This window comes from Micromonospora sp. LOL_024, from assembly GCF_048060415.1.
Lineage (GTDB): Bacteria > Actinomycetota > Actinomycetes > Mycobacteriales > Micromonosporaceae > Micromonospora.
Map to the genome: position 1 here is coordinate 25,520 of NZ_JBHMIS010000012.1, position 24,534 is coordinate 50,053.

The 24,534-nt window shown below is 69.2% G+C and carries 30 protein-coding genes and 1 pseudogene; 14 read left to right on the top strand and 17 right to left on the bottom strand.

Annotated features, from left to right (window positions below; all coding sequences use genetic code 11):
- Nucleotides 1–51: 51 nt before the first annotated feature.
- From ACFHWY_RS14960 to ACFHWY_RS14970, 3 genes are all read right to left on the bottom strand, one after another.
- Nucleotides 52–897 carry an MOSC domain-containing protein gene (locus ACFHWY_RS14960; RefSeq protein ID WP_416580792.1) on the bottom strand — a complete coding sequence of 282 codons (846 nt, stop codon included), beginning with the start codon at nt 895–897 and terminating at the stop codon, nt 52–54.
- A 10-nt stretch (nt 898–907) separates the two neighbouring features.
- On the bottom strand, nt 908–1,642 hold the full coding sequence (locus ACFHWY_RS14965; protein ID WP_416580793.1) for a cellulose binding domain-containing protein: 735 nt from the start codon (nt 1,640–1,642) through the stop codon (nt 908–910).
- 324 nt (nt 1,643–1,966) lie between these two features.
- Complete coding sequence (locus ACFHWY_RS14970) at nt 1,967–2,407, bottom strand: VOC family protein (RefSeq protein ID WP_416580794.1); 441 nt, start codon at nt 2,405–2,407, stop codon at nt 1,967–1,969.
- Here ACFHWY_RS14970 and ACFHWY_RS14975 point away from each other — a divergent pair.
- From ACFHWY_RS14975 to ACFHWY_RS14985, 3 genes are all read left to right on the top strand, one after another.
- Nucleotides 2,406–3,218 carry a HEAT repeat domain-containing protein gene (locus tag ACFHWY_RS14975; RefSeq protein WP_416580795.1) on the top strand — a complete coding sequence of 271 codons (813 nt, stop codon included), beginning with the start codon at nt 2,406–2,408 and terminating at the stop codon, nt 3,216–3,218. The genes ACFHWY_RS14970 and ACFHWY_RS14975 overlap by 2 nt on opposite strands.
- Nucleotides 3,212–4,261, top strand: a complete 1,050-nt coding sequence (locus tag ACFHWY_RS14980; RefSeq protein WP_416580796.1) for a HEAT repeat domain-containing protein — start codon at nt 3,212–3,214, stop codon at nt 4,259–4,261. Before ACFHWY_RS14975 ends, ACFHWY_RS14980 begins: the two co-directional genes overlap by 7 nt.
- A 261-nt stretch (nt 4,262–4,522) precedes the next feature.
- Nucleotides 4,523–6,169: a LamG-like jellyroll fold domain-containing protein gene (locus ACFHWY_RS14985; RefSeq protein WP_416580797.1), complete on the top strand. Its 1,647-nt coding sequence runs from the start codon at nt 4,523–4,525 to the stop codon at nt 6,167–6,169.
- Nucleotides 6,170–6,234: 65 nt separating this feature from the next.
- On the opposite strand, the gene ACFHWY_RS14990 is transcribed toward ACFHWY_RS14985, so the two are convergent.
- From ACFHWY_RS14990 to ACFHWY_RS15005, 4 genes and pseudogenes are all read right to left on the bottom strand, one after another.
- Nucleotides 6,235–6,888, bottom strand: a complete 654-nt coding sequence (locus tag ACFHWY_RS14990; protein WP_416580897.1) for an SRPBCC domain-containing protein — start codon at nt 6,886–6,888, stop codon at nt 6,235–6,237.
- Nucleotides 6,885–7,064, bottom strand: a complete 180-nt coding sequence (locus ACFHWY_RS14995; protein ID WP_416580904.1) for a hypothetical protein — start codon at nt 7,062–7,064, stop codon at nt 6,885–6,887. Before ACFHWY_RS14995 ends, ACFHWY_RS14990 begins: the two co-directional genes overlap by 4 nt.
- A pseudogene (locus ACFHWY_RS15000) lies at nt 7,051–7,263 on the bottom strand (ArsR/SmtB family transcription factor); the annotation flags it as partial. The gene ACFHWY_RS14995 and the pseudogene ACFHWY_RS15000, both read right to left, overlap by 14 nt.
- Nucleotides 7,182–7,484, bottom strand: a complete 303-nt coding sequence (locus tag ACFHWY_RS15005) for a helix-turn-helix transcriptional regulator (protein WP_416580798.1) — start codon at nt 7,482–7,484, stop codon at nt 7,182–7,184. The gene ACFHWY_RS15005 and the pseudogene ACFHWY_RS15000, both read right to left, overlap by 82 nt.
- Before the next feature lie 65 nt (nt 7,485–7,549).
- Here ACFHWY_RS15005 and map point away from each other — a divergent pair, with 65 nt between their 5' ends.
- From map to ACFHWY_RS15020, 3 genes are all read left to right on the top strand, one after another.
- On the top strand, nt 7,550–8,311 hold the full coding sequence (gene map, locus ACFHWY_RS15010; RefSeq protein WP_416580799.1) for a type I methionyl aminopeptidase: 762 nt from the start codon (nt 7,550–7,552) through the stop codon (nt 8,309–8,311).
- A gap of 162 nt (nt 8,312–8,473) precedes the next feature.
- Complete coding sequence (locus ACFHWY_RS15015) at nt 8,474–8,956, top strand: DUF952 domain-containing protein (protein WP_416580898.1); 483 nt, start codon at nt 8,474–8,476, stop codon at nt 8,954–8,956.
- Complete coding sequence (locus ACFHWY_RS15020; RefSeq protein ID WP_416580800.1) at nt 8,889–9,089, top strand: DUF952 domain-containing protein; 201 nt, start codon at nt 8,889–8,891, stop codon at nt 9,087–9,089. The genes ACFHWY_RS15015 and ACFHWY_RS15020 overlap by 68 nt, the downstream gene beginning before the upstream one ends.
- Before the next feature lie 32 nt (nt 9,090–9,121).
- Here the strand turns inward: ACFHWY_RS15020 and ACFHWY_RS15025 are convergent, their stop codons facing one another.
- From ACFHWY_RS15025 to ACFHWY_RS15050, 6 genes are all read right to left on the bottom strand, one after another.
- Complete coding sequence (locus tag ACFHWY_RS15025; protein WP_416580801.1) at nt 9,122–9,829, bottom strand: class I SAM-dependent methyltransferase; 708 nt, start codon at nt 9,827–9,829, stop codon at nt 9,122–9,124.
- A 178-nt stretch (nt 9,830–10,007) separates the two neighbouring features.
- Nucleotides 10,008–10,439 carry a hypothetical protein gene (locus ACFHWY_RS15030; RefSeq protein WP_416580802.1) on the bottom strand — a complete coding sequence of 144 codons (432 nt, stop codon included), beginning with the start codon at nt 10,437–10,439 and terminating at the stop codon, nt 10,008–10,010.
- The gene (locus ACFHWY_RS15035) at nt 10,436–10,720 is read right to left on the bottom strand and encodes a hypothetical protein (protein ID WP_416580803.1); all 285 of its coding nucleotides are present in this window, start codon (nt 10,718–10,720) and stop codon (nt 10,436–10,438) included. Before ACFHWY_RS15035 ends, ACFHWY_RS15030 begins: the two co-directional genes overlap by 4 nt.
- Entirely contained in the window at nt 10,717–11,076 is a 360-nt protein-coding gene (locus tag ACFHWY_RS15040; RefSeq protein WP_416580804.1) for a DUF2089 domain-containing protein, read from the bottom strand. Before ACFHWY_RS15040 ends, ACFHWY_RS15035 begins: the two co-directional genes overlap by 4 nt.
- A gap of 508 nt (nt 11,077–11,584) precedes the next feature.
- Nucleotides 11,585–11,956 (bottom strand): ArsR/SmtB family transcription factor, encoded by a 372-nt coding sequence (locus ACFHWY_RS15045; protein ID WP_416580805.1) that lies wholly within the window; start codon nt 11,954–11,956, stop codon nt 11,585–11,587.
- A 544-nt stretch (nt 11,957–12,500) separates the two neighbouring features.
- Nucleotides 12,501–12,818 carry a MerR family transcriptional regulator gene (locus ACFHWY_RS15050; protein ID WP_416580806.1) on the bottom strand — a complete coding sequence of 106 codons (318 nt, stop codon included), beginning with the start codon at nt 12,816–12,818 and terminating at the stop codon, nt 12,501–12,503.
- A gap of 1,388 nt (nt 12,819–14,206) precedes the next feature.
- Between ACFHWY_RS15050 and ACFHWY_RS15055 the strand changes: the two genes are divergently transcribed.
- The gene (locus ACFHWY_RS15055; protein WP_416580807.1) at nt 14,207–14,344 is read left to right on the top strand and encodes a hypothetical protein; all 138 of its coding nucleotides are present in this window, start codon (nt 14,207–14,209) and stop codon (nt 14,342–14,344) included.
- An 8-nt stretch (nt 14,345–14,352) separates the two neighbouring features.
- On the opposite strand, the gene ACFHWY_RS15060 is transcribed toward ACFHWY_RS15055, so the two are convergent.
- The gene (locus tag ACFHWY_RS15060; RefSeq protein WP_416580808.1) at nt 14,353–14,676 is read right to left on the bottom strand and encodes a hypothetical protein; all 324 of its coding nucleotides are present in this window, start codon (nt 14,674–14,676) and stop codon (nt 14,353–14,355) included.
- 276 nt (nt 14,677–14,952) lie between these two features.
- Between ACFHWY_RS15060 and ACFHWY_RS15065 the strand changes: the two genes are divergently transcribed.
- From ACFHWY_RS15065 to ACFHWY_RS15075, 3 genes are read left to right on the top strand one after another with little or no spacing between them, the layout of a single operon-like run.
- Complete coding sequence (locus ACFHWY_RS15065; RefSeq protein ID WP_416580809.1) at nt 14,953–15,279, top strand: PadR family transcriptional regulator; 327 nt, start codon at nt 14,953–14,955, stop codon at nt 15,277–15,279.
- Nucleotides 15,276–15,632 carry a DUF1048 domain-containing protein gene (locus ACFHWY_RS15070; protein WP_416580810.1) on the top strand — a complete coding sequence of 119 codons (357 nt, stop codon included), beginning with the start codon at nt 15,276–15,278 and terminating at the stop codon, nt 15,630–15,632. The genes ACFHWY_RS15065 and ACFHWY_RS15070 overlap by 4 nt, the downstream gene beginning before the upstream one ends.
- A gap of 1 nt (nt 15,633) precedes the next feature.
- Nucleotides 15,634–15,960, top strand: a complete 327-nt coding sequence (locus ACFHWY_RS15075) for a DUF1048 domain-containing protein (protein ID WP_416580811.1) — start codon at nt 15,634–15,636, stop codon at nt 15,958–15,960.
- A 496-nt stretch (nt 15,961–16,456) separates the two neighbouring features.
- On the opposite strand, the gene ACFHWY_RS15080 is transcribed toward ACFHWY_RS15075, so the two are convergent.
- Nucleotides 16,457–16,828, bottom strand: coding sequence for an ArsR/SmtB family transcription factor (locus ACFHWY_RS15080; RefSeq protein WP_416580805.1), 372 nt, complete (start codon nt 16,826–16,828; stop codon nt 16,457–16,459).
- A 328-nt stretch (nt 16,829–17,156) separates the two neighbouring features.
- On the opposite strand from ACFHWY_RS15080, the gene ACFHWY_RS15085 reads away from it, so the two are divergent.
- On the top strand, nt 17,157–18,941 hold the full coding sequence (locus tag ACFHWY_RS15085; protein ID WP_416580812.1) for a protein kinase domain-containing protein: 1,785 nt from the start codon (nt 17,157–17,159) through the stop codon (nt 18,939–18,941).
- A 40-nt stretch (nt 18,942–18,981) separates the two neighbouring features.
- Here ACFHWY_RS15085 and ACFHWY_RS15090 read toward each other — a convergent pair whose 3' ends face one another.
- On the bottom strand, nt 18,982–19,914 hold the full coding sequence (locus ACFHWY_RS15090; protein ID WP_416580813.1) for a mechanosensitive ion channel family protein: 933 nt from the start codon (nt 19,912–19,914) through the stop codon (nt 18,982–18,984).
- A gap of 274 nt (nt 19,915–20,188) precedes the next feature.
- On the opposite strand from ACFHWY_RS15090, the gene ACFHWY_RS15095 reads away from it, so the two are divergent.
- Both ACFHWY_RS15095 and ACFHWY_RS15100 read left to right on the top strand, forming a co-directional pair.
- On the top strand, nt 20,189–20,578 hold the full coding sequence (locus ACFHWY_RS15095; RefSeq protein WP_416580814.1) for an NAD(P)-dependent oxidoreductase: 390 nt from the start codon (nt 20,189–20,191) through the stop codon (nt 20,576–20,578).
- Nucleotides 20,575–21,753, top strand: a complete 1,179-nt coding sequence (locus ACFHWY_RS15100) for an acyl-CoA dehydrogenase family protein (protein ID WP_416580815.1) — start codon at nt 20,575–20,577, stop codon at nt 21,751–21,753. The genes ACFHWY_RS15095 and ACFHWY_RS15100 overlap by 4 nt, the downstream gene beginning before the upstream one ends.
- 63 nt (nt 21,754–21,816) lie before the next feature.
- On the opposite strand, the gene ACFHWY_RS15105 is transcribed toward ACFHWY_RS15100, so the two are convergent.
- Nucleotides 21,817–23,808 carry an acyl-CoA dehydrogenase gene (locus ACFHWY_RS15105; RefSeq protein WP_416580816.1) on the bottom strand — a complete coding sequence of 664 codons (1,992 nt, stop codon included), beginning with the start codon at nt 23,806–23,808 and terminating at the stop codon, nt 21,817–21,819.
- A 69-nt stretch (nt 23,809–23,877) separates the two neighbouring features.
- On the opposite strand from ACFHWY_RS15105, the gene ACFHWY_RS15110 reads away from it, so the two are divergent.
- Nucleotides 23,878–24,477, top strand: coding sequence for a TetR/AcrR family transcriptional regulator (locus ACFHWY_RS15110; RefSeq protein WP_416580817.1), 600 nt, complete (start codon nt 23,878–23,880; stop codon nt 24,475–24,477).
- Nucleotides 24,478–24,534: the final 57 nt, after the last annotated feature.

The window sequence follows — 24,534 nt, forward strand, 5'->3', positions numbered from 1 at the left end:
AGTGACGTTTCACCGAGCCTTCCGCTTGTCGGCGATGCGGGAGCGCCGCGGTCAGTCCAGCACCTCCACAGTGTCGCCGACGCTGACCGTCCGACCTTCGTGGGATGCTCCGCCCGATTCGGCCCGCACTGCCAACTGGAGACCGAAGAGAAGTTTCTGGCCGATTCTCCGCCGCGCGGCGAGCGTCCGCAGCGGCTCGCGCCCCCGTTCGGCGGTGTCCTGGTCGATCGTCGCGATCACACAGCGGTCACATTCGCTGGTGCCGTGGAACATGGCCCCGCCGATCCTGATCCGTCGGCCGACCCACCCGCCCTCGGCCCACGGCGCCGCGCCGCTGACCACCACGTTGGGACGGAACTGGATCATCGGCAGCGGCCCCTCGTCGCTGCCCGCCTCCAGCAGCCAGTTGTTGAAGTCGTCCAGCGACGCGGTGTTGGCCAGCAGCAGCGGACTGCCGTCGGCGAAGCTCAGCTCGGCGCCGGAGCCGGCCGGCACCTGCCAGGGGACGACATTGCGGGTGGGGTCACCGAGCCAGACCAGGCGGGCGGTGCGCCCCAACAGTCGGTCGAGCCACTGGTCCGCCTCGGGACCGGCGGCCCGGACCGGCGCGGGCGGCCGATCCCGGTACACCCGGACCTCGATCGGCTCGCCACCGGTCGGTTCGGTCAGATCGAGCGGGGGTAGCCCCGGCGCCTCCAGGGTCAGTCCGCCGGGCCGGGACACCGCCCGCATCTTCACCAGTTCCCGGTGTTGGTGCTGGCTCAGGCCGAGTCCGTGTTCGTCGACGATCAGCCAGCGCCGGTCGCCCTCCAGGCCCCACGGCTCGACCCGCGCCGTGTCGCGGTCCATCCGGCGGCACCCCTTAACCGGGTACGTGTGAACCGATACGACTCGCATCCTGTCAGGATCACACGACGTGGCGTGTCGCCGGTACCCAGAACTCCGGTGGTCGTAGAACGGGCCGCGGCCTGACGCACATCAGGTGTCCGCGCCGCGTGGGAACCGTCCGGCCCGCGGGCCCCGCCCACATCCTCCGTGAGCAGATCGGCGGTCGCACCGGCCGCTGAACAAAGGGAAACGGGAACGGAGTCCCTTTTCGGCGCATGGCTACACTCAGTCCGGCGCCCGCCAGAGCAGCACCTACCACACCTTCGTCGGACTCGTCGCCCGCAAGCGCTGACGCCGGTGACCAGTGCGTAGACCCTGCGGTGTGGTGGGCTCCCTGGTGTGGGTGGCGTGGAACAGGGTGGCGATTGTGCGTTGAGTAGGCCGGACAAGCAGCCACTCGGCTTGAAGCTGGGGCGGCGCTGGTCCGCGCCACCCCCGCCGCGGGCGCTGTTACCTGGCGGCGCAAGGTGGGTGTGGAGTTGGAGCCGTTCCAGGAGGCGTTGAAGCCGAAGTTCGTGGTGCCGTTGGCGCTCAACGAACCGTTGTAGCCGGCGTTCGGCGCGCTGACCGACGAACCGCTTGAGGTGATCGTCGCGTTCCAGGAACTGGTGATGCTCTGGCCGTTGGGCCAGGTCCAGTTGACCGTCCACCCGGAGATGGCGGCGGTACCGGCCTGCACGGTGCCCTCGGCGCCGAGTAGACGCCGATCGACTGAATCGATCCTGAGAGGGTGGGCGGCATTGCTGCCTGCCACGGCTTGGCGGCTCCCAATCGAGATAACGTCGATGTAGGCGATACCGATGCACAAGGGGCCGCCCGACGCGTCGGCGCCGGAGCAGCCTCCTGGGTGTGCGAGAGCGTGCCGGTCCCGTTGATGTCAGCCGGATTCCAGCGCGGTCGCTACCCCGCGACGCCCGCACCGGCTGGCCGCGGTCGACGGGAAGCTACTCGCCGTCGACGCCGTGCTGGTACAGGGGCGTGTCATCTGGCAGGGGTCGGTACCGGCCGATCGCCTGCCGGCATCGGCTCGGGTCGGCGTACTGACCGGCGGGCGATCCGGAGAATTCTGCGGCCCGCTTCAGCCGATCTGTTCGGCCAGCGCGACGATGACGCCCGCGGGGCCGCGGAGGTAGCAGAGCCGATAGGCGTTCTCGTACTGCGCCACCTCGCCGAGGAGTTCGGCACCGTGGGCGCGCAGCCGGGCGATCGTGTCGTCGATGTCGTCGACGGCGAACATGACACGATGCAGTCCCAGCGTGTTGGGCTGCGGGTTCTCCGACGCACTACCGACCGCCACGGGAGCGTGGTACTTCGTCAGCTCAAGCTTGCTGTGGCCGTCCGGCGTCCGCATCATCGCGATCTCGCTGCGGACCCCGTCGAGTCCGACGGTGCGGTCCGCCCAGAGGCCCTCGATCTGTCCCTTGACTTCCAACTCCAGGCCGAGCTCGGTGAAGAACGCAACGGCGGCATCCAGGTCCTCGACGACGATGGCGACGTTGTCCATCCGCTTGATGGTCATGTCCGCGAGGATAGAGCAGCTGGGCGGGGTGCGCTGCCCTCGGATCGTGGTCAGCCGACGACCACGGCGATCCGCCGGCAAATTGACATTGTCACTGTGGCAGGGCGTTGACTGGCCGGCGGAGGTGGTTCCCATCGACTCGGCACACCGAAACCCATCGGCTACCCGGCTGCTCGACGCGTTGGCCGCCGGGAACCCGTCGATCCGACTCAAGGCGGCCCTGGCGATCGGTACCCGTCCCGAGCCCGGTCTCGTCGATGCGCTGGTGGCGCGGTGCGCGATCGAGCCGGACTTCTTCGTGCGTGACATGCTCACGTGGGCGCTGACCCGGCTCCCGTCGGAAGTCACCGTGCCGAAACTACGTGCGGAGCTACGTTCCGGGAGCACACAGGCCCGCAGCCAGGCGTTGCACACGCTATCCAAGATCGGCGACAGGGACGCGTGGCCCGCGATCACGTCGTCACTGCTGCGCGACGCCGACGACGAGGTTGCCCGCAGCGCGTGGCGCGCCGCCGTCGTCCTGGTACCCGAAGGTGAGCAACAGGTGCTGGCCACGGAGTTGGCGACGCAGCTCGGCCGCGGCGACCGGGAGGTGCGATTGAGTCTGAGTCGGGCCCTCGTCGCGTTCGGCGACGTGGTCGAGCCGGTCCTGCGCGCGGCCATGACCCAGCACGACCCCACGGTACGTGCGCATGCGGGCGCCACAGAACGGCTCCTACGCGACCCGGACGCCGGTTTCGACCTCGCCGTCGACGAGGCGAGACGGGTCTTCGCGCTCGGCCTGGAAGGGGAGGAGCCGCCGGAGTGTTGATCGGTGAGGTGGCCCGCCGCTCGGGGGTGAGCGCCCGGATGCTCAGGCACTACGACTCCCTCGGGTTGGTGCGGCCGACCGGCCGCACGCGGGGCGGCTACCGGGAGTACACCGCCGACGACGTCCGGCGGGTCTTCCACGTGGAGGGCCTGCGATGTCTGGGACTGTCGTTGCGCCAGATCGCGCGTACCCTCAACGAGCCCGATTTCGCCCCGTCCGCGCTGGTCGGCGACCTGATCCGGAGGACCGAAGAACGTCTGAGCCGGGAACACGAGCTCCTTGAGCGGCTCCGTGCGGTCGATGCGGCGGAACCCGTCGGGTGGCGTGACGTCGCGCGGATCGTCGAGCTTCTGCACGGACTGAGTTCGCCAAGTGCCGCGCGTCGGCAGCAGACCGTCCTGGCCCCGCCCGGGCGTGCGTCGGTTCCCGCCGAGCTGCTGGCCGAGGCGGTACTCACCGAATCGGACCCGAACGTCGCCGGTGCCCTGCGGTGGGCCCTCGCACGGGCCGGCCGTAACGGTGTGGCGAGCCTGGCATCCGGCATGGCCTCCGCCGACGGCGACGTCCGGCGGCGCGCGGTCCTGGCGCTCGCCGAGCTGCCCGAGGAGGCGGCGACCGTGTTGCTCACCGACGCGCTCGGCGACCCGGAGCCGGCGGTCCGCAGGCATGCCGCTCTCGCACTGGGCGCACGGGGCGTGACCCGGGCCGTGCCGGCACTGATCGAGACAGTGGTCGAGGGCCCCAACGATGTCGAGGCGTCCGAGATCCTGGGCACGTTGGCGCGGGACGCGACGTGGGCCAGGCGGATCATGTGCCGGCTGGTCGATGAGCTCGCCGGGCACGCCGGGGACTCGGCGGTGCGGATGCGGCTGACCCAGGCACTGGCCGAAATGCCGGGGACCATCGCGCTGAACACGCTGCGGCAACTGGCCGACGACGCTGACCGGCCGGTGGCCCTCATCGCCTCGGCCCTGGTGCGAGTGCTCGAAGGCCGGCTGGACGTAGGCAGACCATGTGGTGATCGACACCTCGGGGCCGGTTAGGGCTGGCTGGATGTCCGCAACCAGCGATCCGCACGGGTTGCCGGCTGACCGTAGGCGCGGTTCGACCTTCGGTCGGTTGCTGGGCATGGTGCTGCGAGCGCAGGGCCGCCGGGCGCCGGGCGGGGGGAAACGGCCCGTGGCGCCTGATTTGTGATCGCTAGCTTGTGACGGTCCTTTACATCGATACCTCATGATCCCTATAATCTCGCGTACCGACTGGCGAAGAGCACGGGGTGTCGAGTGGCCGGCTTGCGTACGGGTGTGTCGAGATGGTGGGCCGTCACGGTGATCGCGGTGCTGATGGCCGCTGGACTGGGTGCGCCCGCCCGGGCCGGTTCCACCACCGTCGTGCCGCCGCCGTCGGGCGTCGATTCCCCCGACTACATCGACGACGGCGCTCCGCGTGGCGGCGTCGGCGTGCCGGGCACCTTCCACGTGACTGCCCCGACGACCAACGCCGACGAGGTGCGGGAGTACGCCTACAGCCTGGACTCGGGCGTAGTGATCGGGGCGGAGACGGTGCCGGCGCGGGCGACGGACCATGGCGCCTCGATCACCCTGGCTCCGAGGCATTCAGGTATCAACGTGCTGCACGTCTGGTCGATCGACCACGCCGGCCGGTACTCCAGTCAGGTGACGTACACCTTCGCTGTCCGGGCCGGGCTGGGCCCGGCCGCCAACTGGACGTTCGAGGGCACCAGCCAGAATGTCACCGACGCCTCCGGCAACGGCAACACCCTGAACCTCGGGGGGACCGCCGGCCGGGTCGCCGGTCGGTCCGGGGTGGGCAGTGCGCTCTCGCTGCCCGGGACGGCCGCCGCTACCAGATCCGACCCGATCAACGCTCCGCACCCCTTCACCGGAGTCTCCACCCCGGTCCGGACCGACGCGAGTTTCACCGTGACCGCCTGGGCCAGGATCAGCTCCACGTCGGGTGGCGGCGCGCAGACCGTGGTCAGTGCGAGCGGGTCGCGGATCTCCGCGTACCGCCTGGGCTACACCAGCCGCGACGACCGCTGGCAGTTCAGCATGGCGTCCGCCGATTCCGACCTCACCCAGTTCCACGGCGTCCGCTCCGATGCCGCGCCCAATGTGGGCAGGTGGACCCACCTGGCCGGAGTGTTCGACGCGGCGACGAAGGAGATGACCCTCTACGTCAACGGCGTCGTGCAGGCGCAGACCGCGACCCTCGTCGACGGGTTCGACGCCAGCGTCGAGGTTGCGGTGGGCAAGCACCGGTGGCACGGCGGCGATGACGGATTCTTCACCGGCGACATCGACGACGTGCGGTTCTACCCCTTCGTGGAGACCTCGGCGAACCTCGCGGGCCTCGCCGTGCCGTTGCCACCGACGATCACCTTTCCCTATGGCGCGCAGGCCACAGTCGGTGGCCAGGTCACGGTCCTGTTCGGCGCCGGCGGGGACCGGAACGTCACCGGGTTCCGGTACGGCGTCGATGGCGCCGAAATGGGTGACATCGTCGAGTTGGACAAGCCCGGCGGTGCGGCGATCGTCGCCGTCGATGCTGGTAGCGTCACCGGGGAGCGGGTCGTCCACGCGGTCGCCCTGGACGACGGCAACCGGGTCAGCCTGATGAGCGGGGCCTCGTTCACCGTGACGTCCACGCCGAGGTTGTCCGGCACCGTCTGGGACGCCACCTTCATGCCGAAGTCCGGGGCCGTGGTCCAGTTGCAGCCGGGTGGTTACGAGGTCACCTCCGCCCCGGACGGCAGTTACACCCTGACCGGCTTCCCGGCTGGCCCCTACACGATCACGGTGCGGTTCGACGGCCGGTGTGTTCCGGGATTCCACGGGCCGGTGGAGATCTACTCGTCCGGACTGACGCTGGACATCTACCTGTCCGACGATTCGGGCGGCACCTGTTCCGATCCGGAGAGCGCACGGTGAACTCTCCGGATCGGGATTTCCGATCAGTCAGGTGAGCGGGACGACGTACGAGTCGACGCGGGCTATCAGCCCGTCGGGAAGGTGAACAGGTCGTTGAAGGCGAAGTGGACCGGCCCGCCGTCGACGCGGACGCCGCGTCCTTCGCCCATGGTCACGACGGCGGCACCGTCCTCGTAGACCCGCTCGACGTGGAGTTCGGGACTGCCGGTGAATGCGGGATTCTCGATCTCACCGTCGAACTCGACCTTCCCTCGGGTGCTGCGGTGGCCGTGGATGACCCACTCGACGTCGTCGGTGAGGGTCGTCAGGATTCGCGGATGGTCGCCCGTCCGGAATCCGGCCTGGCTCGTCTGGAGTTCGGCGGGAAGCTGCCGCTGGTGGACCGTGAGGTGTGTGCCGTCGCCGACAGGGTGGACGGTGACGGTCGTGCGGAGGCCGGTAGCGGGCTCGTCGAACACGAGCTCGTGCGGCGCGGCGATGCTCACGTAGACGAACCGGAGCCGGCGGCGGGCTCCGCTCGGGGCGTGGGTGTCCAGTGCGAACTCGCCGCCGGGACGCAGGTCGACGGTCACCGAGTTTGGGGGCACGGTGGCGTGCGAACCGCCCCAGAAGGCCGCGATGCTCGCCGGTGAGGTGAAGGCGGCCCAGACGCGGTCGGGTGCCGCCGAGAGGTCGCGCTCGGCGATCAGTTCGTCGCCCCGGAGCTCTGCCCTGGTCAACGGGCTGCCTCCTCGTCGGGCAGGTGCTGTTCGAGGGCGTCGAGCCGGTCGTTCCAGGTGCGGCGCTGGTCGTCGATCCAGGTGCCGAGCAGCGTCAGCCGATCGCCCTCTGAGCCGGCAGGGGCGTCTGGTGCCCTCGCGTCGTTGTTCGACCAGGCCGCAACGTCGGAGGACACCCACGTGGTGGGAGATGGCCTGAGGGGTCAGGTCGAACGGTTCAGCCAGCTCGCCCACCGTGGCGTCGCTTCGCGTCAGCCGAGTCACCAGGGCGCGACGGACGGGATCTGCGAGGACTACGAAGCCACCCGCTCGCCGACGGTGCGAGCCGGCCCGGTCAGTTGGGCCCCGCCATCCGAACGGGTGATCTCCGACCACACCGCGTCGAGGGAAAGGCCGAGGACGTCGGCGATGGCGGCGATGGTGGGGAAGGCGGGGGTGGCCACGCGACCGGACTCAATCTTCCGGAGCGTCTCCGGTGAGACGCCTGCGGCCAGTGCGGTGCCGAGCATCGAACGCTGCCCCCTGGCGCGACGCAGGAGGGCGCCGAGGCGCTGTCCGCGCTCGACCTCTGCGGGGGTGAGTGGCAACCTGACCATGACCCGATTCTAGTACCGGGATAATATGGCCGGGATAGCTATTGGCTGTAGAGGTAGGGCACCTAATGATCGAGATTTTCAATCCCACCGACCTGCTGCGGGCGAAGGACACCGGCGCCCTGGTCGCCGGCATCCTGCAGACCCTGAGGAGCCGCAGCGCGGTCGGCACGAACCTGCTCGACATCGACCGGTGGGCCAAGGCCATGATCATCGAGGCCGGGGCGCAGTCCTGCTACGTCGACTACGAGCCGTCCTTCGGGCGCGGGCCGTTCGGGCACTACATCTGCACATCGGTCAACGACGCCGTGCTCCACGGACTGCCGTACGACTACCCGCTCGCCAACGGCGACCTGCTGACGCTCGACCTCGCCGTCTCCGCCGGCGGTGTCGTCGCTGACTCCGCCATCAGCTTCCTCGTGGGCGACGTGCAGCCCCCGGAGAGCATTGCCCTGATCACAGCGACCGAGCGCGCGTTGAGTGCGGGGATAGCCACGGCCGGCCCCGGAGCTCGCATCGGTGACATCTCCCATGCCATCGGCTCTGTCCTGAGCGACGCGGGATACACGATCAACACCGAGTTCGGCGGGCATGGCGTCGGGTCGACGATGCACCAGGACCCGCACGTCCCGAACAGGGGACGGCCCGGTCGCGGATACCGGCTGCGCCCGGGTCTGCTGCTGGCGTTGGAGCCCTGGGTCATGGCCGACACCGCCGAGCTCGTCACCGATGCCGATGGCTGGACGCTGCGCAGCGCGACGGGCTGCCGGACAGCGCACAGCGAGCACACGATCGCGATCACCGACGACGGGGCCGAGATTCTCACCTAGCACCAGGCCGGGAACTCGTCCCCGCCGCGCGGTCACGGTTGCCCACCTCGCGCAGCATCCAGCCCTGTGGACGAGGTGGTGTGGTTCGCGCAGGAGCCGTTCGCTCAGCCGGACGGACCAGTGGAAGTCGCCGCCCCGCCCCAGACAAGGGCGAAGGTCGCCATGGTGGCGACCCGCCGATCTCACATCAGGCTCGACTCGGCCAACCGGTCGAGTACGCTCCGATCCCTGTCGAGCGGTCAGGGCCGACGATGTACGGCGCGGACGAGTCGACTAGGTCCCAGCCCCTCGCCGTACCCGCCCGGAGCCAGCCGCAGGATCCGGCTCGCCGTCGCTGCCCGAGACGGATCCGCGAGGCTCGGCCTGTTCGTCGCGGACGTTCGCACTGGCGACCATGACTGTGCAACCTGCCGCGATCGCACCTGGCAGCATGGCGGCGTGCTGATCTACAAGATCCTGTTGCCCGGCGAATGGGCCGAGTTCCAGGCCGCCGGCCGGTTCGACGGTTCGCCGTTCGATCGAGAAAGCGGTTTCATCCACTGCTCGTCACGAGCCCAGCTGCCTGGCACGGCGGCCCGTGTCTTCGGCCTTCGGCGAACAGCCACAACTCGTCGTTGTCGTGATCGACGCCTCCGCGCTCGGTGACGCGGTGCGGTGGGAGGACGCTCCGGGCGGCTCGTACCCGCACGTCTACGCGACGCTGCCGGTCGAGGCGGTGTCCGGGGTGCACCACGTCGCCGGTGCGGCACGGGTGGACCAGCAGGTCCCCGGCGAATAGGCCGCTCTGCCGGCAAGCGTCGGCTGTGGCGCTCAGTCGAGCAGTCCGAGCTGCAGTCGGACGTGGACCTGCTCGGTGAAGCTGTCCTGCCCGTCGAGGTCGGCCCGCAGGTCGGCGGCGAACGTGGATCGGATCTGGGGGGAGGGTAGGCCGTCGCCTGACATCGCGGAGAACACGCCGCCCACCATGTCGGCGATCGTCAGCGGTGCCTCGTACCGCACCGACGACTCCACATATCGGTAGCCGGCCGCGGTGAGGGCCTCGCGGTTGCGGCGGCGACCCGCCTCGTCGGTCTGGCACGTCGCGGTGACAGGCTGCCCGATCAGCCGCTCCAGGCTGCCCCGCAGCGCGCGCGACCACCCGGCGTCCTGCATCCACAGCGGCGTGCCGTTGGTGATCACGGCGATACCGCCGGCGGGGCGCAGCAGCGGCCGGGCAGCAGCGAACAGCGCGTCGCGGTCCATGAAGTGGATGGCGACGGCCACCGTCAGCGCGCCGACCGCCTGGGTACCGAGCACCCGGCCCAGTGCGGGCAGGTCGCGGTCGCTGCCGAGCAGCCAGGCGGCGTTGGCGCTGCCAGCGTCCTGCGCGGCCTGGCGGGCCAGGGCCAGCATGTCCGGTTCGGGGTCCACACCGAGGACGGCTCCCACCCGGGCGGCGAGCGGAAGGCTCAACTGGCCGGTACCGCAGCCGAGGTCGGCGTCGCCGAGCCCGTACGCCTCGACGACCGTGTCAATCACCCGAGGTGGATAGCCGCGCCGGTGCCTGGCGTAGTAGCTCGCCACCTCACCGCCTCTCGGCGCCCCAAACGCTCAGGAACAGCACCGTTGATCATGAGGTTAGCGGTGGACAAAGTGGGACATCAATGCCGCCAACCTCATGATCAACGCTGCCAGCCGGCCGTGTGGGGGTGGGGGGTTACTCGCAGAACACTTGGACTTTGGCGTCGGGCTGGTCGAGATCGACGGTGAGGTCGTCGAGCTGCTCGATGAGCTCCTCGATGTGTTGCGGCTTGAGTTGGGTGAGGTCGATCGGCACCCCTGACTTGCTCAGCTCCGCATTGGCCTGGGTGAGCGCCTGCGACGGGATCAGACTCGTGAGCCGGACCCCGGCGCGAAGTAGTTGCAGCGGAACCCGGACGTTGACCCGGTTCGGCCCGTCACCGCTGGATTCGTCCTCGAAGCGCACCACGACACGCAGGTACTTGGGTCGGGGCTTCAGGCGGGGTGTACCTCCCGACGGCGACTCGGCCTGCTCTCGTTCGAGGGCGTCAATCAGCTGCTCGGCCTCGTCAGCGGTGATCTTGGCTACGGTCAGCATCTGCAGGATCTGGCGGCGTTGCTCGTTCATGGTTGCTCCACCCTCTTGGATCGACTGACGCTGACCGACACGGCGGTCCGGCCGTGCTCAATATCGAATCGGGTGCCCGGCAGCGCGCACAGCAGGTGCCCCGTGCCGCGCAGCGCGCCCAACGGGCTCACCCGGAAAACCAGGCAGGCAGCCAGGCCGACCAGCGCGGCGAGCAGCAGTAGTGGTGACAGCACCAGCAGGACCGGCCGGACTGGGACGTGCCACCGCGACCATCGACCGTCGCGACGACGTTGGCGGTACGTCACCAGGTGCGGGATCATCGGGGCCGCTCCAACTCGGCCAGCGCCTCCTGGACGTTGATCTCGCCTCGCCGCAGGCGGTCGACGACGTCGGCGCCGGTGGGTACGGGGTCGGTGTCGACGAAGTCGAGGTGCTCGGCGACGCGGTTCAGTCGGGACTTGATCGTCGGGTAGCTCACCCCGAAGATCCGCTCCATCTCCTTGATCGAACCGTGCGACCGAACGAACGCGGCCACGAACACCTGGTCGTCGGCGCTGAGCTGAGCCAACTGCGGCGGCTCGAACTGGCCCTCGACGACGACGCCGTTGCCGAGGCGGACCCGCTCGACCACGAACCGCTGTCCGCGCGTCAGGTCCGTCAGCTCCTGCCACTCCACTCTTGCCTCCCGCGTTTCGTAACATGCTGGTGATTAATCTATACCTTCACTTCCTCAAGAATTTTACATGTTGCTCTTAAAATTATTGATCCGATGGGTTGCGGTCGGTGACACGAACATCTGGCGTGCGAGTTGCCGCCGGCCGGCGTGGCGGTCCTGCGCCTCGCCGCCGCGCACGAAACCATGGCGACGTGCCGATCGCCGTCCGAACCGACCATGCTGTGGCGGCCGCCGCGGAGCCGAGGACTGGGTGGGCAAGCTCCGTCAGATAGGCGTTCGCGGATGACGCCTTCCGGGGTTGGCGGCCTTTGTGTGGCCCACGTCGTCAACCCCGCTGCTCATGGCCGCTGGCCTCGCGGTCACCGGACAGGCCACCGCGATGCATCCTCGGCGCACGGCAGGCACGCCCGCCGACTACGGACGGGCGGGCTGCGGGCCTCTCACCTCGTCGGTGACATCAGCCGGTCCGCGGTTTGAAAGCCGGTGCGGTGACATGGCTGGAGGGTGTTCAGCGGGTTTTTTTGGTGGCGCGTTTGCGGGGTGGGGTGAGGAGGTCGGCGATGGTGGCGATGGTGGCGGGTATGAGGCGGTAGTAGGCCCAGACGCCGCGCTTGTCGCGTTCGAGGAGGCCGGCTTCGGTGAGGATGCGGAGGTGGTGGCTGACGGTGGGTTGGGAGAGGCCGAGTGGTGCGGTGAGGTCGCTGACGGAGGCTTCGCCGTTGGGGGCGGATTGGATGAGGCTGAGTAGGCGGAGTCGGGCGGGGTCGGCGAATGCTTTGAGTGCTGTGGCGAGTCGTTCGGCGTCGGCGCGTTTTATGGGTTCGCCGGTGAGTGGTGAGATGGCTGGTGTGGTGGTTTTGGCTGTTTTCACGTCGTCCATGGTGCCATCAACACCATCGATCGTCCGGCGGAACCGGGACCGGTACTCCGATGGCGCGAGAGGCCGGGTGCCAGGGAGACTGGGCTGGTGCGGCGAGGTACGACGCAGGGTCAACGGCCCGACGTTGGTGATCCCGCTGCCGTCCGTTGAGGACGGTGATGTCCGTGCTGGCACCGATCAGGCTGACCGCGAGGCCGTCGGGGTCGGTCACGTTCTCGTCGTACCAGCCGGGTCCGAGCCGGACCGTCCCGCTGGAGGCGACCCGGCCAACGGCATGGGCGACGGTGCGGCAGGGGGGGGCGGTCGCGGCACCGTAGTCGGCGGAGTCGGTACCGGAGAGCGACGGCAACCTCCGCGAGCGGCCCGTCGGCGGACGCCGGTGCCGGCGGGGCCGCCAACGTGGCCACCAGCGTGAGGACGAGGGGACAGGTATCCGGAGCGGGGGACACGCCGGCCATGCTGAACCTCCGACAGAGCCACCACCGAAGCCCGGTGGCATCAGCGTGGTCGCCCCTCCGGGCGGCCGAAGGGTCCTGATCGGTCGTCAGGTGTCGGCTTCCTGCTGGCGCTGGTATTGCTCGTTCTGCCGGAGGGCTTCTTCGAGCTGGTCCTCGAGGATGATGATCCGGCAGGCGGCTTCCAGCGGGGTGCCCTGGTCGACCATCTCCCGAGCCCGGGCGGCGAGGCGCAGTTGGTAGCGGGAGTAGCGGCGGTGCCCGCCGGCCGACCGGAACGGGGTGATCAGCTTCGCCTCGTCGAGCCGGCGCAGGAAGTCCTGCGAGGCGCCGGTGATCTCCGCAGCGCGGCCCATCGTGTAGGCCGGGTAGTCGTCGTCGCCGAACATGTCATCGGGTTGGGCCATATGCATCTCTCCAGGACGAGGGCCCCGGCGCGAAAGCGCCGGGGCCCAGGGTTGCGGGTCTAACACACCATCTACCGACAAATTCGTCGGGTTGTCGTATCCGCACCTGCCGCCGTCGGCGGCATGAGGTGCGAGGATCGCATAAGCGTGACCGGAGACCACCTCTCGTTCGATGGAAACTGCGGTGTCCGCCCCAGGGTTGGAACTGCGTCCCGGTGGCGGGCGATCCAACGGTGTTAAGCCCTCCCTTTCCTCTGCTTCCGATTCGCCCGTGACCTGGACCTGCGTCAGGGCTCGACTTTCAAGTGCCTTGCTCTGCGGTGACGCTGACGTCCACCGCGGTGCCGAGCGGGCCACGAGATGGTTCCGGGCCCTGCTTGGTGCTCGGTCTCCGTCCGCTTCTTCCTCGGACCTCGTCTGTCAACGACAGGAACGTTAGCAACTTCCGGCGACAATGTCTAGCGCGTCGAGCATAGATTTTCTCGGTGGCCGGCTGGGTTTCCCGGATCTCGGCGGATCTCAGCGACGAGACTGCTCTCCGGAGCCGGTGTCATGTACACGACAGGTCAGGGCGTGACGGCGGACGACATCGAGGCGGCGTCTCCTGCTGGCCAAAGCCGCCGGTGGCGACCACCGCGCCTCGCTCGACCGGGGAGTGCTCCGCGCTCGCCATCGGCAGGACCCGGTCGGGGCCGCGCAGTGGTTGCTCAGGGCCACGAAGCCCCCGATCAACACTTGAGCTCCGCCGCACGCCGGTACCAGTCCAGCGCCACGGCGTGTCGCCGCGGCCGGGGAACAGCGTGAGCGGAGTCACCAGTGACCAGACCGCCAGGCCGAAGGCGGCGGAGCGATCTGATCCTGTGTCGTTGGTTTCCCAAGCTGACAGTGCGGGTTCGATTCCCGTCACCCGCTCCATGTTGATGCAGCTAAACAGCTTGATCAACTCAAATCGGTTCGATGTTCGTGGATTGCACCGCCGTTTTGTTGGGGATCTTGTCGGGACGAGCGCTTCTGACGGACCCGAAGTGACGCGGCCAGCCGACGGCCAACGCACACCAAGCGGGAAGTTACTCGTTTCGTGACCAGGCCATCGAGTCGGCATCGCTGGCGACACCCTCCAGCGATGAGGCGCCAGCGTGACGTCAATCCGGTGGCGTCAGTGACGTTGACTGACGGCGTGAGTTCAGGTACCGGACCGGGTTCCTTGCAGCCGTGCCGGCCAGAGCTGCGTACGCCAGCCACGCCGACGCGCTGACAACGAGCACGCAGACCGCCCACCGCTTTGACCCGCCGAGCCGGACTTCGAAGATCCCGTGACGTCCGGCGCGGGAAGCGGTCGACTGCACGTTGCTCGGGCGGCTTCAGTGCTCCGGTCTGGCTACACTGCCGTGACTCACCGTGTCTCGACCGACGAGCAGCGACTGCAGGTGCTCCGGGGCAGATACTCGGGACGGGCTCTGTGCGACCCGCACGAGTTCGAAGCCGCTGTCCACGACATCGCCGACCGGATCGAGGCCACACCGTAGCCCATCGACTACCACCGCCGCCGCACCGCCCTGCGCGACTGGTGCATCGACCCCGGAAGCTGGACCACCATCATCGACCAGCTGCCAGCCCACGGCCGCGGGCAGCGACCTGAACTCGGCGACCGCCACCGGGACTGCGGCTCGATCATCGTCTGGTCCCGGATCACCGGCACCGAACGCGTCTTCGCGCCACACCCATCCGCGACCAGCAACCCGCCGACATGGCCGAACGGTGGCGGCAACGCGCCCACGTCGAGTTCGCCCGCGTCCGCGACGACGCCGGACACCCGCGCGGTACCGCCCTCAACCAGATCCTCACCGCATACGCTCAATGGCTCATCCGCGCCATCGACGCCACCGGCACGACACCGCCCGAACCCTGGACGGGGAGGCACCCGAAAACCAGTGGCGAAATATCGACCCGAGACCTCGACTCTCGCCCCCCATCGCTGATCCGCCACAGCCGCAGGGCGAAGCGCACCTGGCGAAGATCCAAGGCCGAGGAACCGTTCGGAGCGGTATTCGGTACTACCGTGTAGCGGTACTCGGTGCTACGGTATAGCGGTACTCGGTGGTACGAGGTACCTGGGGACCGAAGAGGAGCCGCGATGGACGACCTGACGGAGATGCTGAAGGGCACGCTCGAAGGCTGCGTACTCGAAATCATCGGCGGGGAGGAGACCTACGGGTACGCCATTACGCGTCGGCTGAACGAGCTCGGCTTCGCCGACGTCATCGAGGGGACGGTGTACACCATCTTGCTGCGGCTGGAGAGGAACGGACTCGTCGAGGTGACAAAACGGCTGTCCGAGGTGGGCCCGCCGCGCAAGTTCTACGCACTCAACGACGCCGGGCGCGAGGAACTCGTGAGGTTCTGGGCGAAATGGCGGTACGTCTCATCACGCATCGACAAGCTCAAGGAGGGCGGGAGATGAGCTTCTGGGAGACCATCACCGGCAGCGATCTCACCAGGGAATGGAAGGCGTTCGGAGCCCGGGCAGAGGCATTGCCGGCCGACTACCAGGCGGCGTGGGAACAGATCAAGGGCCACCTCTTCCCCTACTCCGGCTTCACCGGTCGCAACCTGATGCCGATCCTCGACGCCGCCCTGGGGCTGCTCGAAGAAGCATCGGCCGACGGGCAGAACATCCACGAGGTGCTCGGCGACGACATCCCCGGCTTCTGTGCGGCGTTGGCCGGCGGAGAGGGGGCCCGGACCTATCGCGACCGGTGGCGCGAGCAGTTGAACAGGAACGTCGCAAGGAAACTGGGCCGGCTAGGAGGCTGACGTGGGCATCCAAGACATCATCGAGGGCAAGAGGCAATGGCGAACGCACGTGGCTCGGGTCAGGGCGCTCCCGCCGGACTACCAGATCGTCTACAAGGAGATGCAGAAGTACCTGTTCAAGGTCGGACCGGTCGACCTGCCCGACGGGCCCCTGCTCCCAGGAATCGTCGACTTCTTCGAAGAGGGTGTCGCGGCCGGCAAAGGGGTGTTGGAACTCATCGGCACCGACGTGGCCGCCTTCTGCGACGACCTGATCAAGGACTCCCGCACCTACGCGGACGTCTATCAGGAGTCCATCACCAGGAAATCCGGCACGAACGAGAAGTAACACCCGTCGTCATCATGCCAGCGGGGTGAGCCCGCACGACGCCTGGCGAGCTGAGTAGCTTGCCAGCGCGTCGGCAGGTCCGCGCTCCGCCTAAGCGGCCACCCGCTGCACACGCCGTCGGCCCGGGGCCGGCCGCTCTCGATCGTGCCAGTCCCCAGGATGCACCGGGTCGGCCACCAGGCCCGTCAAGTCCGCCCTGCGCCCTGCGTCGCCGGTCCGGTTGATTCAGACGGTGGCATGGTCCAGACCTTGCGCATGACGTCTCGGGCGCCACTACCGGGGGGCACCGGCCCCGCGCAGATTTGTTGGGGATCTTGATGGGGAACGACGCCGGACCTACCCGTCTGAGCCCGGAGTGAGCCGGAAGGCGTTGCAACGTATCCGCAGCTCAGGGCCTGTTTATGAGACTGGCGCTGATCTAGCCGGATGACTGAGGCGGTTTTCCAATTCTGACGTGGCTGTCGTGGGCGGTGAATGGCTTTTCTGGGTGTGGTGATCAGCGGGTTTTTTTGGTGGCGCGTTTGCGGGGTGGGGTGAGGAGGTCGGCGATGGTGGCGATGGTGGCGGGTATGAGGCGGTAGTAGGCCCAGACGCCGCGCTTGTCGCGTTCGAGGAGGCCGGCTTCGGTGAGGATGCGGAGGTGGTGGCTGACGGTGGGTTGGGAGAGGCCGAGTGGTGCGGTGAGGTCGCTGACGGAGGCTTCGCCGTTGGGGGCGGATTGGATGAGGCTGAGTAGGCGGAGTCGGGCGGGGTCGGCGAATGCTTTGAGTGCTGTGGCGAGTCGTTCGGCGTCGGCGCGTTTTATGGGTTCGCCGGTGAGTGGTGAGATGGCTGGTGTGGTGGTTTTGGCTGTTTTCACGTCGTCCATGGTGCCATCAACACCATCGATCGTCCGGCGGAACGGTCTACCCATCCGTCTGCCCCTGCGCGCGCTCGGCGGGCTGGGCCGGCGGTACATGACCGCCTTCGGCCGCCGCCCGAACGGTGCGTGTTCCCGGTGGTGCCCCGGGGAGTGACGGCCGCCGCGCGAACGTGTGACGGTCACGTGACATTGCGGCCGCGGAACCTGCCGACCGATTGACCAGAGTTTTCCTCGTCCGGGCCGGGGGTAGCGCGATAGTCGACCGGGCGGTGATCGCGACGTGATCCGCCGACAGGTGCGCCCAGGGTGCGTGACGGATCGGGAGGTGACGGCTGTGCGACGTCTGCGGCGGCGTTACCGGCTCGACGAACCGGTCGGTCGTGGCGGCATGGCGACGGTCTGGCGCGGCTACGACCTGAGGTTGCAGCGCATCGTCGCGGTGAAACTGCTGTCGGCGCAGTCGCTGGGCGAACCGGGCGCCCGGGATCGCATCCGTCACGAGGCTCTGGCCGCCGCGCGGCTGGACCATCCCGGGGTCGCCCGGGTCTACGACTACGGCGAACAGCGGCACCTGGCCCGAACGCCCACCCCGTTCCTGGTGATGGAGTTCGTCGCCGGTTCGACGCTGGCAGCCCGGCTGCGGAGCGCCGGCGCGCTACCGCCGGACGAGGCGCTGCGGGTCGGGCGGCAGGTGGCTGCCGCGCTCGCCGCCGCGCACGAGCACGGCATCGTGCACCGCGACATCAAGCCCGGCAACATCATGCTCACCCCGAGCGGTGTCAAGGTGGTCGACTTCGGGATCGCTGCCGGCGCGGGGGACGACCCGGTGGAGCCGGACGGGCAGGTCTGGGGCACCCCGCATTACCTGCCGCCGGAGTTGGTCGTCGGGGCGCAGGCGGCACCGGCGGGCGACGTCTTCGCTCTCGGTGTCGTCCTCGTCGAATGTCTGACCGGTCGGGCACCGGCCCGGGTTCCGTCCGAACCGGTATCCGCTGCCGCCCTCGCCGTTCTGCCCGGGGCCCACGCGGAACTGATCGGCCGATGCCTGGCGACCGACCCGGATCTGCGCCCCGGTGCGGGCGAACTGGCGGAGGCGCTGGCGGCGGTCACTCCGGGCTCCGGGGTGGCGTCAACAGTCGTAACCACCCGGGCCGCGGCGCCTATCCGGGCCGCGGCGCCCACCCGGGCTGTCCCGGACCCTGCCCGGACTGCCCGGCCACCGAAGGGTACCGGCCGGCGCCGCGGGCTGCTGCTCGTAGCGCCCGCGGCAGCGGCCGCCACGCTCGCCGGAGTCCTGCCGGGCCTGGTCGCCGCAGACGGGGGCAATGCCGACCCGCCGACCTCCGAGGCCGGCTGCGTCATCGAGTACGAGGCACAGCAGGCGGCCGACGGTCGCTTCACCGTGCAGCTCAGCGTGACCGGGACCGGGACCGGGGATCCGGCGGTCGGGGGCAGGGCCCTGACCTTCACGTTGCCCGACAGCCAACGGCTGCTCGACGTGGGGGGTGCCGGCTGGGCATACGAGGAGCAGCGGGTGACGCTCCGCCTTGCCGAGCCCTTGGCGCCGGGCACGGGCGTGACGGCGACTCTGCACGGTCGGGTGGAGTCCGGCGGGCATGAGGCGCCAGCCCGGTTCAGTCTGGCCGGTGTTGCCTGTGAGCGTGCCGGCACGTACGTGCGGACGTCGGTGCTGCCGGCCGACGACGGGGAGCCGGCGACGGAGGAGTTGCGGGGGCGGACGGCGGACGCGCCGACGGCGGTGAGCGTGCCTCCGACCCCTGGTGCGCGAAGCCCGATCCAGTCGGCTGCCGGACCGACGGCTCCACCGGCGGCGACATCGTCCGGCACGCCGGTGCGGCCGGGCACATCGGCCACCTCCTCCCCACCGGCCACCTCCTCCCCACCGGCCACCTCCAGCCCCTCGGCCACCTCCAATCCACCGGACACCCCCGATCCACCCAGTCCGTCACCCACGCCGCTGCCCAGCGGTCCGTCGTCGACAGCAGACCCGTCCGATGCCGCCCCCACTGCGTCAGACACTGCACCGCAGGCAACAACCACCACATCGCCGAGCTCCGGCACCGATGCGAGCAGGGAGTCGGACCAGAACCCGGGTTGACCGAACAGGCCGGGCCGAATCTGGGGGCCGATGACAGGAGTCAAGGGCCGTCGTGTTGCCTGCCGGGCGTGGGCGTGGGCGTGGGCGTGGGTGGTTGGATGGCGATCTCCTGGGTGGCCGAGGCCACGCGCAGTCCATTTTCGGCGAGCCGGTCCAGGACGCGGCGGGTGACCTGGTCCTTGACCTGACGGGCGGAGCGCACGGGCACGACGAAGCGTGCGGTCAGCTCCACCCAGTTCGGGGTGGCCCGGACGAAGACGCGCGCGTCGACCTCTGCTTCGGCGACGGGGTAGTGGCGCGTCATCTGGGCGATCGCACGCCGCGCCGCAACAGTGGCGGAGATCGATTCGGCCTCCTCGTGCAAAATCCGTTCGGCCAGGTGCCAGTCCGACTGGTAGGGGATGGGCAGGGTGAGTTCCTCCCAGAGGTGATCGAGTACCGAACTGCTGTTGTAGACGGGCGCGGTGAACACGAACCGGTTGGACAGGGACACGACCCGCCCGGTGTACTGCCGTCCCCGGATCCAGGACTCCGGGTCGGTGGACGACCCGCTCTCCAGGATCTTGGTGCGCAGCGGCGTGATGTCGAGGACGTCGCCACGGACGCCGCACATCTGGATCCGGTCGCCCACCCGGTACTGGCGGCCGGTGAGAATGCTGATCCAGCCGGCGAATGCCCCGATGACCTCCTGCATCGCCAGGCTCAAGCCTACGGCTGCCAGCCCGACGACCAGGCCGATCCGTCCCGCGAAAGGTCGCCAGAGGACGGCCAGACCGATCAGTAGCACCGCGAACGTGGCGTAGTGCAGCGCCTTACGAAGGTAGTAGCGGTTGTGCGCGTCGGTCACCCGGCGGGTGGCGAGGCGGCCTGCGATGATCGCGAGCAGGACCGCCACCACGATCATCACGACGGTGGTCACCAGCCGACCGGCCACGGTGCGGGTGTCCCACACCGCGTCGATGAATGCATCCATGCGCTGTCCCGGTGTCGCTGATGACGCGTCGCCCTGACCCTAGACACGGGGCCGGGGGCGTGGCCGGCTTTTGCGTGGTTGTCCCCGCTAGGTTGGATAGGCCCGCATTCTGTCGGATTCTGCCGTCCAGGGCAGCTACGGCCTTTTCGTCACCTGGTGTTCCCGGTAGCGGGTTTAGCTGCCCTGAAGTGACGAACCTCGTCGACCGAGCGCGAGCGCCTGATCCTAACGGGGGACGTGCCGAGCCCGCTCAGCCCGCGCGCCGCCACCGGGGGTGCGCCTGGTCGACCTGGACCAGTTGCTGCGCGACTCCGACGTGGTGAGCCTGCATGTGCCCCAGAACCCGCAGACCACCGGGCTTGTCGGCGCTGCCGCGCTCAGCCGGATGCGGCCGGACGCGCTCCTGGTGAACACGGCACGGGCCGGGGTCGTGGACAGCGTGGCGGTGTTGGCCGCGCTCGACGCCGGGCAGCTGCGGGGTTACGCGGTGACGTCTTCCACCCCGAACCGCCGGACCTTGAGGACCCGCTGCTACGCCACCCCCCGGGTCTTCGCCACCCCGCACATGGCAGCGATGACCCACGACGCGTTGGACGCGATGGCCGTCGCCGTGGCGCGTGGCGTGATCGAGCACCTGGTAGCTCTGGAAGGATGCGACTCGTGACCCTGCCTGCCCCCGCGCCCACCCTCGAGTACTTCGGCGTTCCCGCGCTCGTCGACGACGAGACCCGCGTACTCCAGTCCGCTGTCCGCGACTTCGTCGACCGGCGGGTCCGTCCACACATCGCCACCTGGTACGAGCAGGGCCACCTGCCGGCTCGGGAGTTGGCCCTCGAACTCGGGCAGCTCGGCGTGCTCGGTATGCACCTTGAGGGCTACGGCTGCGCGGGCGCCTCCGCCCTCGCGTACGGCCTGGCCTGTTTCGAGTTGGAGGCAGGTGACTCGGGGCTGCGTTCCCTGGTCTCGGTGCAGGGGTCGCTGGCCATGTACGCGATCTGGCGGTTCGGCACGGAGGAGCAGAAGCGTCAGTGGCTGCCCAGGATGGCGGCGGGTGAGGCGATCGGCTGCTTCGGCCTGACCGAACCCGACTTCGGCTCCGATCCGTCGGGCATGCGGACCCGGGCCCGCCGCGACGGGGACGACTGGGTGCTGAACGGCACCAAGATGTGGATCACCAACGGGTCCATCGCGGATGTCGCCGTGGTGTGGGCCCGTACCGATGGGGGCATCCGTGGTTTCCTCGTCCCGGCGGGCACCCCCGGCTTCACCGCTCCCGAGATCACCCGAAAGCAGTCCCTGCGTGCCTCGGTGACCTCGGAACTCGTCCTCGACGAGGTGCGACTGCCCGCCGATGCGGTACTGCCGGAGGCTGTCGGCCTGTCCGGGCCGTTGTCGTGCCTCAACGAGGCCCGCTTCGGCATCGTGTTCGGGGCGCTGGGCGCGGCCCACGACTGTCTGGAGACGACGATCGGGTACGCCCGCAGCCGCCGGATCTTCGATCGGCCGCTCGCCGCCTATCAGGCCACCCAGTTGAAGATCGCCGACATGGGGCTGGAGTTGGGCAAGGGAATGCTGTTGGCGTTGCAGATCGGCTCGTTGAAGGACGCGGGCACGCTCGACCACCGGCAGGTCAGCCTCGGCAAGCTCAACAGCGTGCGGGAGGCCATCGCCATTGCCCGTGAGTGTCGGTCCATCCTCGGCGCGGCGGGCATCACCCTCGACTATCCGGTGATCCGGCACTCGGCCAACCTCGAAAGCGTGCTCACCTACGAGGGCACCTCCGAGGTGCATCAGCTGATCATCGGGCAGGCGCTGACGGGCCATTCGGCCTTCCACTGACACAGGCTGGACCTGGTACGGGACGCTATCCGGGGGACGTGCCGTACCAGGATCCAGTCCTGCCTACGCCGGGATCGACCGGGGGGCCGTGGCGGCGTCGTGGGCCGCCATGGTCTCCTGCCGGTCGGATTCCTCGCGCAGGACGGCGCAGTGTAGCCAGGAGTCCGGGATGGCGAAGCCGTCCACGAGCGTCCGCATGTGCGGGCGCAGCTCCTTGAGCAGGTCGTTGACCACCGCGGTGATCGCCTTCGAGCGGGCTGGCGTGAGCCGCCCGTGTTCCAGGAGCCATCCCTTGTTGGCCTCGATGACGCTGAGCGCGTAGAGGTCGCAGACGCGGGAGAGCAGCGCCTTGACCGCCGGGTCCGAGGTCTTCTCGATGCCGGCGACGAACGCCTCCAGGGTGACCCGGTCGATGTGTGCGGCGGCGACCGTGAGTACGTGGTCCTGGACGTCGTTGAAGATCTCGAACGGGCGGTCCTTCTTCGTGGCGGCGCCGTTGCGCAGGCGGCGGACCGCGCCGTCGAGGAGGTGCCCCTCGCGGTCCTCGAACACCCTGAGCTGCCAGCCGCGGTCGGTGACGGCGACCTCCTCGTCGCGGCCGGGCACCGCGCTGATCAGCCGCTCGATGACCGACCGCGCGGCGGTGCGTTCGAGCACCATTTCGCGGACCTGTTCGGCCACGAACGAGGCACGTCCCCAGCCGTCCAGTGAGCTGAACTCGTCCCGGTAGCCGGTGAGCAGGCCCTTTGCCACCAGTTGTAGCAGCACCGTGTTGTCGCCCTCGAACGTGGTGAAGACGTCCGTGTCGGCTTTGAGGCTGGGCAGCCGGTTCTCGGCCAGGTAGCCGGCGCCGCCGCACGCCTCGCGGCACATCTGGATGGTGCGGGTGGCGTGCCAGGTCTGCGCGGCCTTGAGACCGGCTGCCCGCGACTCCAGCTCCCGTTGTCGGTGCTCGTCGAGCGGGCCGTCGCCGCCCTGCACCTCGTCGAGTGCGGCGACCAGCTCGGTCTGGGCGAAGTTTAGCGCGTAGGTGGTCGCCAGGGCGGGTAGCAGCTTGCGCTGGTGGGCCAGGTAGTCGTTGAGCAGGACCTCGCGGTCGGAGTGGGGGGCGTCGAACTGGCGACGGACGTCGCCGTATCGGACCGCGATGGTCAGCGCCGACCTGGTGGCCGCCGAGGCGGCGCCGCCCACGCTGACCCTGCCGCGGACCAGGGTGCCGAGCATGGTGAAGAAACGCCGTGCGTCGTTCTCGATCGGGCTGGAGTAGGTGCCGTCCGGAGCGACCTGACCGTGGCGGTCCAGGAGCATGTCCCGCGGTACCCGCACGTGGTCGAAGCTGAGCCGTCCGTTGTCCACGCCGAGCAGGCCGGCCTTGGGCCCCGAGTCGCCGATGGTGACACCGGGCAGCGGGTTGCCCTGTGCGTCGCGGATCGGCACCAGCCAGGCGTGTACGCCGTACTCCCGGTCCTGGGTTTTCAGCTGCGCGAAGACCACCGCCATCCGCCCGTCCCTGGCCGCGTTGCCGATGTAGTCCTTGCGGGCCGCCTGGTGCGGGGTGTGCAGGTCGAAGGTCTGCGTCTGCGGGTCGTACGTGCAGGTGGTGCGCAGATGCTGGACGTCCGAGCCGTGGCCGGTCTCGGTCATCGCGAAGCAGCCGAGGGTCTTCGCGGAGACGATGTCCCGAAGGTGGGCGTCGTGGTGCCGGCGGGTGCCCAGGGCCATCACGGCGCCGCCGAACAGGCCCCACTGCACGCCCGCCTTGACCATCAGGGACAGGTCGACCTGCGCCAGCATCTCGCTGGCCACGATCGACCCGCCGACGTCGGACCTGCCGCCGTACTCGGTGGGAAAGGCCGAGGCGATGCCCAAGTCGACGGGTAGCTCGGTGAGCAGTCGGCTGATCCGCTCACGTGCCTGGTCACCGGTCTCGCCGTACACCGGGAGGAAGCGCGCGTCGAGGCCGTCCCGGTGCGCGTTGCGGACATCGGCCCACGGTCCGTCGAGTATTTCCTGCAGGCGGGTGAGGTCGATGGGGCCGGGCACCTGACTGAGCATGATCACCTCGGGGCGCTTGTGGGTACAGCTCGTACCCAGGTCAGCCTACAGAGCCGCTACAGTGATCCGGTGACCAACGCGGCGGTGAGGCGGGACACCATCGCCGCGCGTCGTGCCGGCGGCGTCCCGGACGAGCGGGCCCGGCGGCGTCAGTTGGTCGTGGAGGCGGCGGTCCGCGCCATCGAGGAGGACGGCACCGGCACCGGCCTGGGTACGGTCGCCGACCGGGCCGGCCTGCCCAGGCCGCACGTCTACCGCCTCTTCACCAGCAGGCAGGACCTCGACCAGGCCGTGGCCCGGCACGCCGCACGCCTGTTGAGCGCGCGGATCCGTCCGTCGCTGTCGACCGCCGGGGCGCTGCCCGAGGTGACGCACGGCATCATCGGTCAGGTGTTGAGCTGGGCGGTGCAACACCCGAACCTGTATCGGTTCCGGGCACGCCTCGGTGCCGCGCACGCGGTACCCGAACTCACCGCCGCCGCCGTCGCCAACCTGCGCGCCGCCGGATACGAGGCGCAGCTGCCCGCGTACGTGGTGGCCAGCGTCATCGGCCTTGTCGACGCCGGCATCATCTGGTGGTTCGACCACCAGGACGAGGTCGGTCCGGGCGAGCTGAACGACTGGCTCGCGGCCCAGGTGTGGTCGGTTGTCGCCGAGATGGTGGAGTAGCTGCTGTCCCTCGACCGGCCGAGGCAAACTTGATTGGTTCCAGAAAAGTGCTATCGT

Coding starts and splice junctions, on each gene's coding strand:
- ACFHWY_RS14960 (WP_416580792.1), bottom strand. CDS start 897: ATGCGAGTCGTATCGGTTCACACGTACCCGGTTAAGGGGTGCCGCCGG.
- ACFHWY_RS14975 (WP_416580795.1), top strand. CDS start 2,406: ATGTCCGCGAGGATAGAGCAGCTGGGCGGGGTGCGCTGCCCTCGGATC.
- ACFHWY_RS14970 (WP_416580794.1), bottom strand. CDS start 2,407: ATGACCATCAAGCGGATGGACAACGTCGCCATCGTCGTCGAGGACCTG.
- ACFHWY_RS15005 (WP_416580798.1), bottom strand. CDS start 7,484: ATGGTCAGGTTGCCACTCACCCCCGCAGAGGTCGAGCGCGGACAGCGC.
- map (WP_416580799.1), top strand. CDS start 7,550: ATGATCGAGATTTTCAATCCCACCGACCTGCTGCGGGCGAAGGACACC.
- ACFHWY_RS15015 (WP_416580898.1), top strand. CDS start 8,474: ATGGTGGCGACCCGCCGATCTCACATCAGGCTCGACTCGGCCAACCGG.
- ACFHWY_RS15030 (WP_416580802.1), bottom strand. CDS start 10,439: ATGAACGAGCAACGCCGCCAGATCCTGCAGATGCTGACCGTAGCCAAG.
- ACFHWY_RS15035 (WP_416580803.1), bottom strand. CDS start 10,720: ATGATCCCGCACCTGGTGACGTACCGCCAACGTCGTCGCGACGGTCGA.
- ACFHWY_RS15045 (WP_416580805.1), bottom strand. CDS start 11,956: ATGGACGACGTGAAAACAGCCAAAACCACCACACCAGCCATCTCACCA.
- ACFHWY_RS15050 (WP_416580806.1), bottom strand. CDS start 12,818: ATGGCCCAACCCGATGACATGTTCGGCGACGACGACTACCCGGCCTAC.
- ACFHWY_RS15065 (WP_416580809.1), top strand. CDS start 14,953: ATGGACGACCTGACGGAGATGCTGAAGGGCACGCTCGAAGGCTGCGTA.
- ACFHWY_RS15070 (WP_416580810.1), top strand. CDS start 15,276: ATGAGCTTCTGGGAGACCATCACCGGCAGCGATCTCACCAGGGAATGG.
- ACFHWY_RS15080 (WP_416580805.1), bottom strand. CDS start 16,828: ATGGACGACGTGAAAACAGCCAAAACCACCACACCAGCCATCTCACCA.
- ACFHWY_RS15090 (WP_416580813.1), bottom strand. CDS start 19,914: ATGGATGCATTCATCGACGCGGTGTGGGACACCCGCACCGTGGCCGGT.
- ACFHWY_RS15105 (WP_416580816.1), bottom strand. CDS start 23,808: ATGCTCAGTCAGGTGCCCGGCCCCATCGACCTCACCCGCCTGCAGGAA.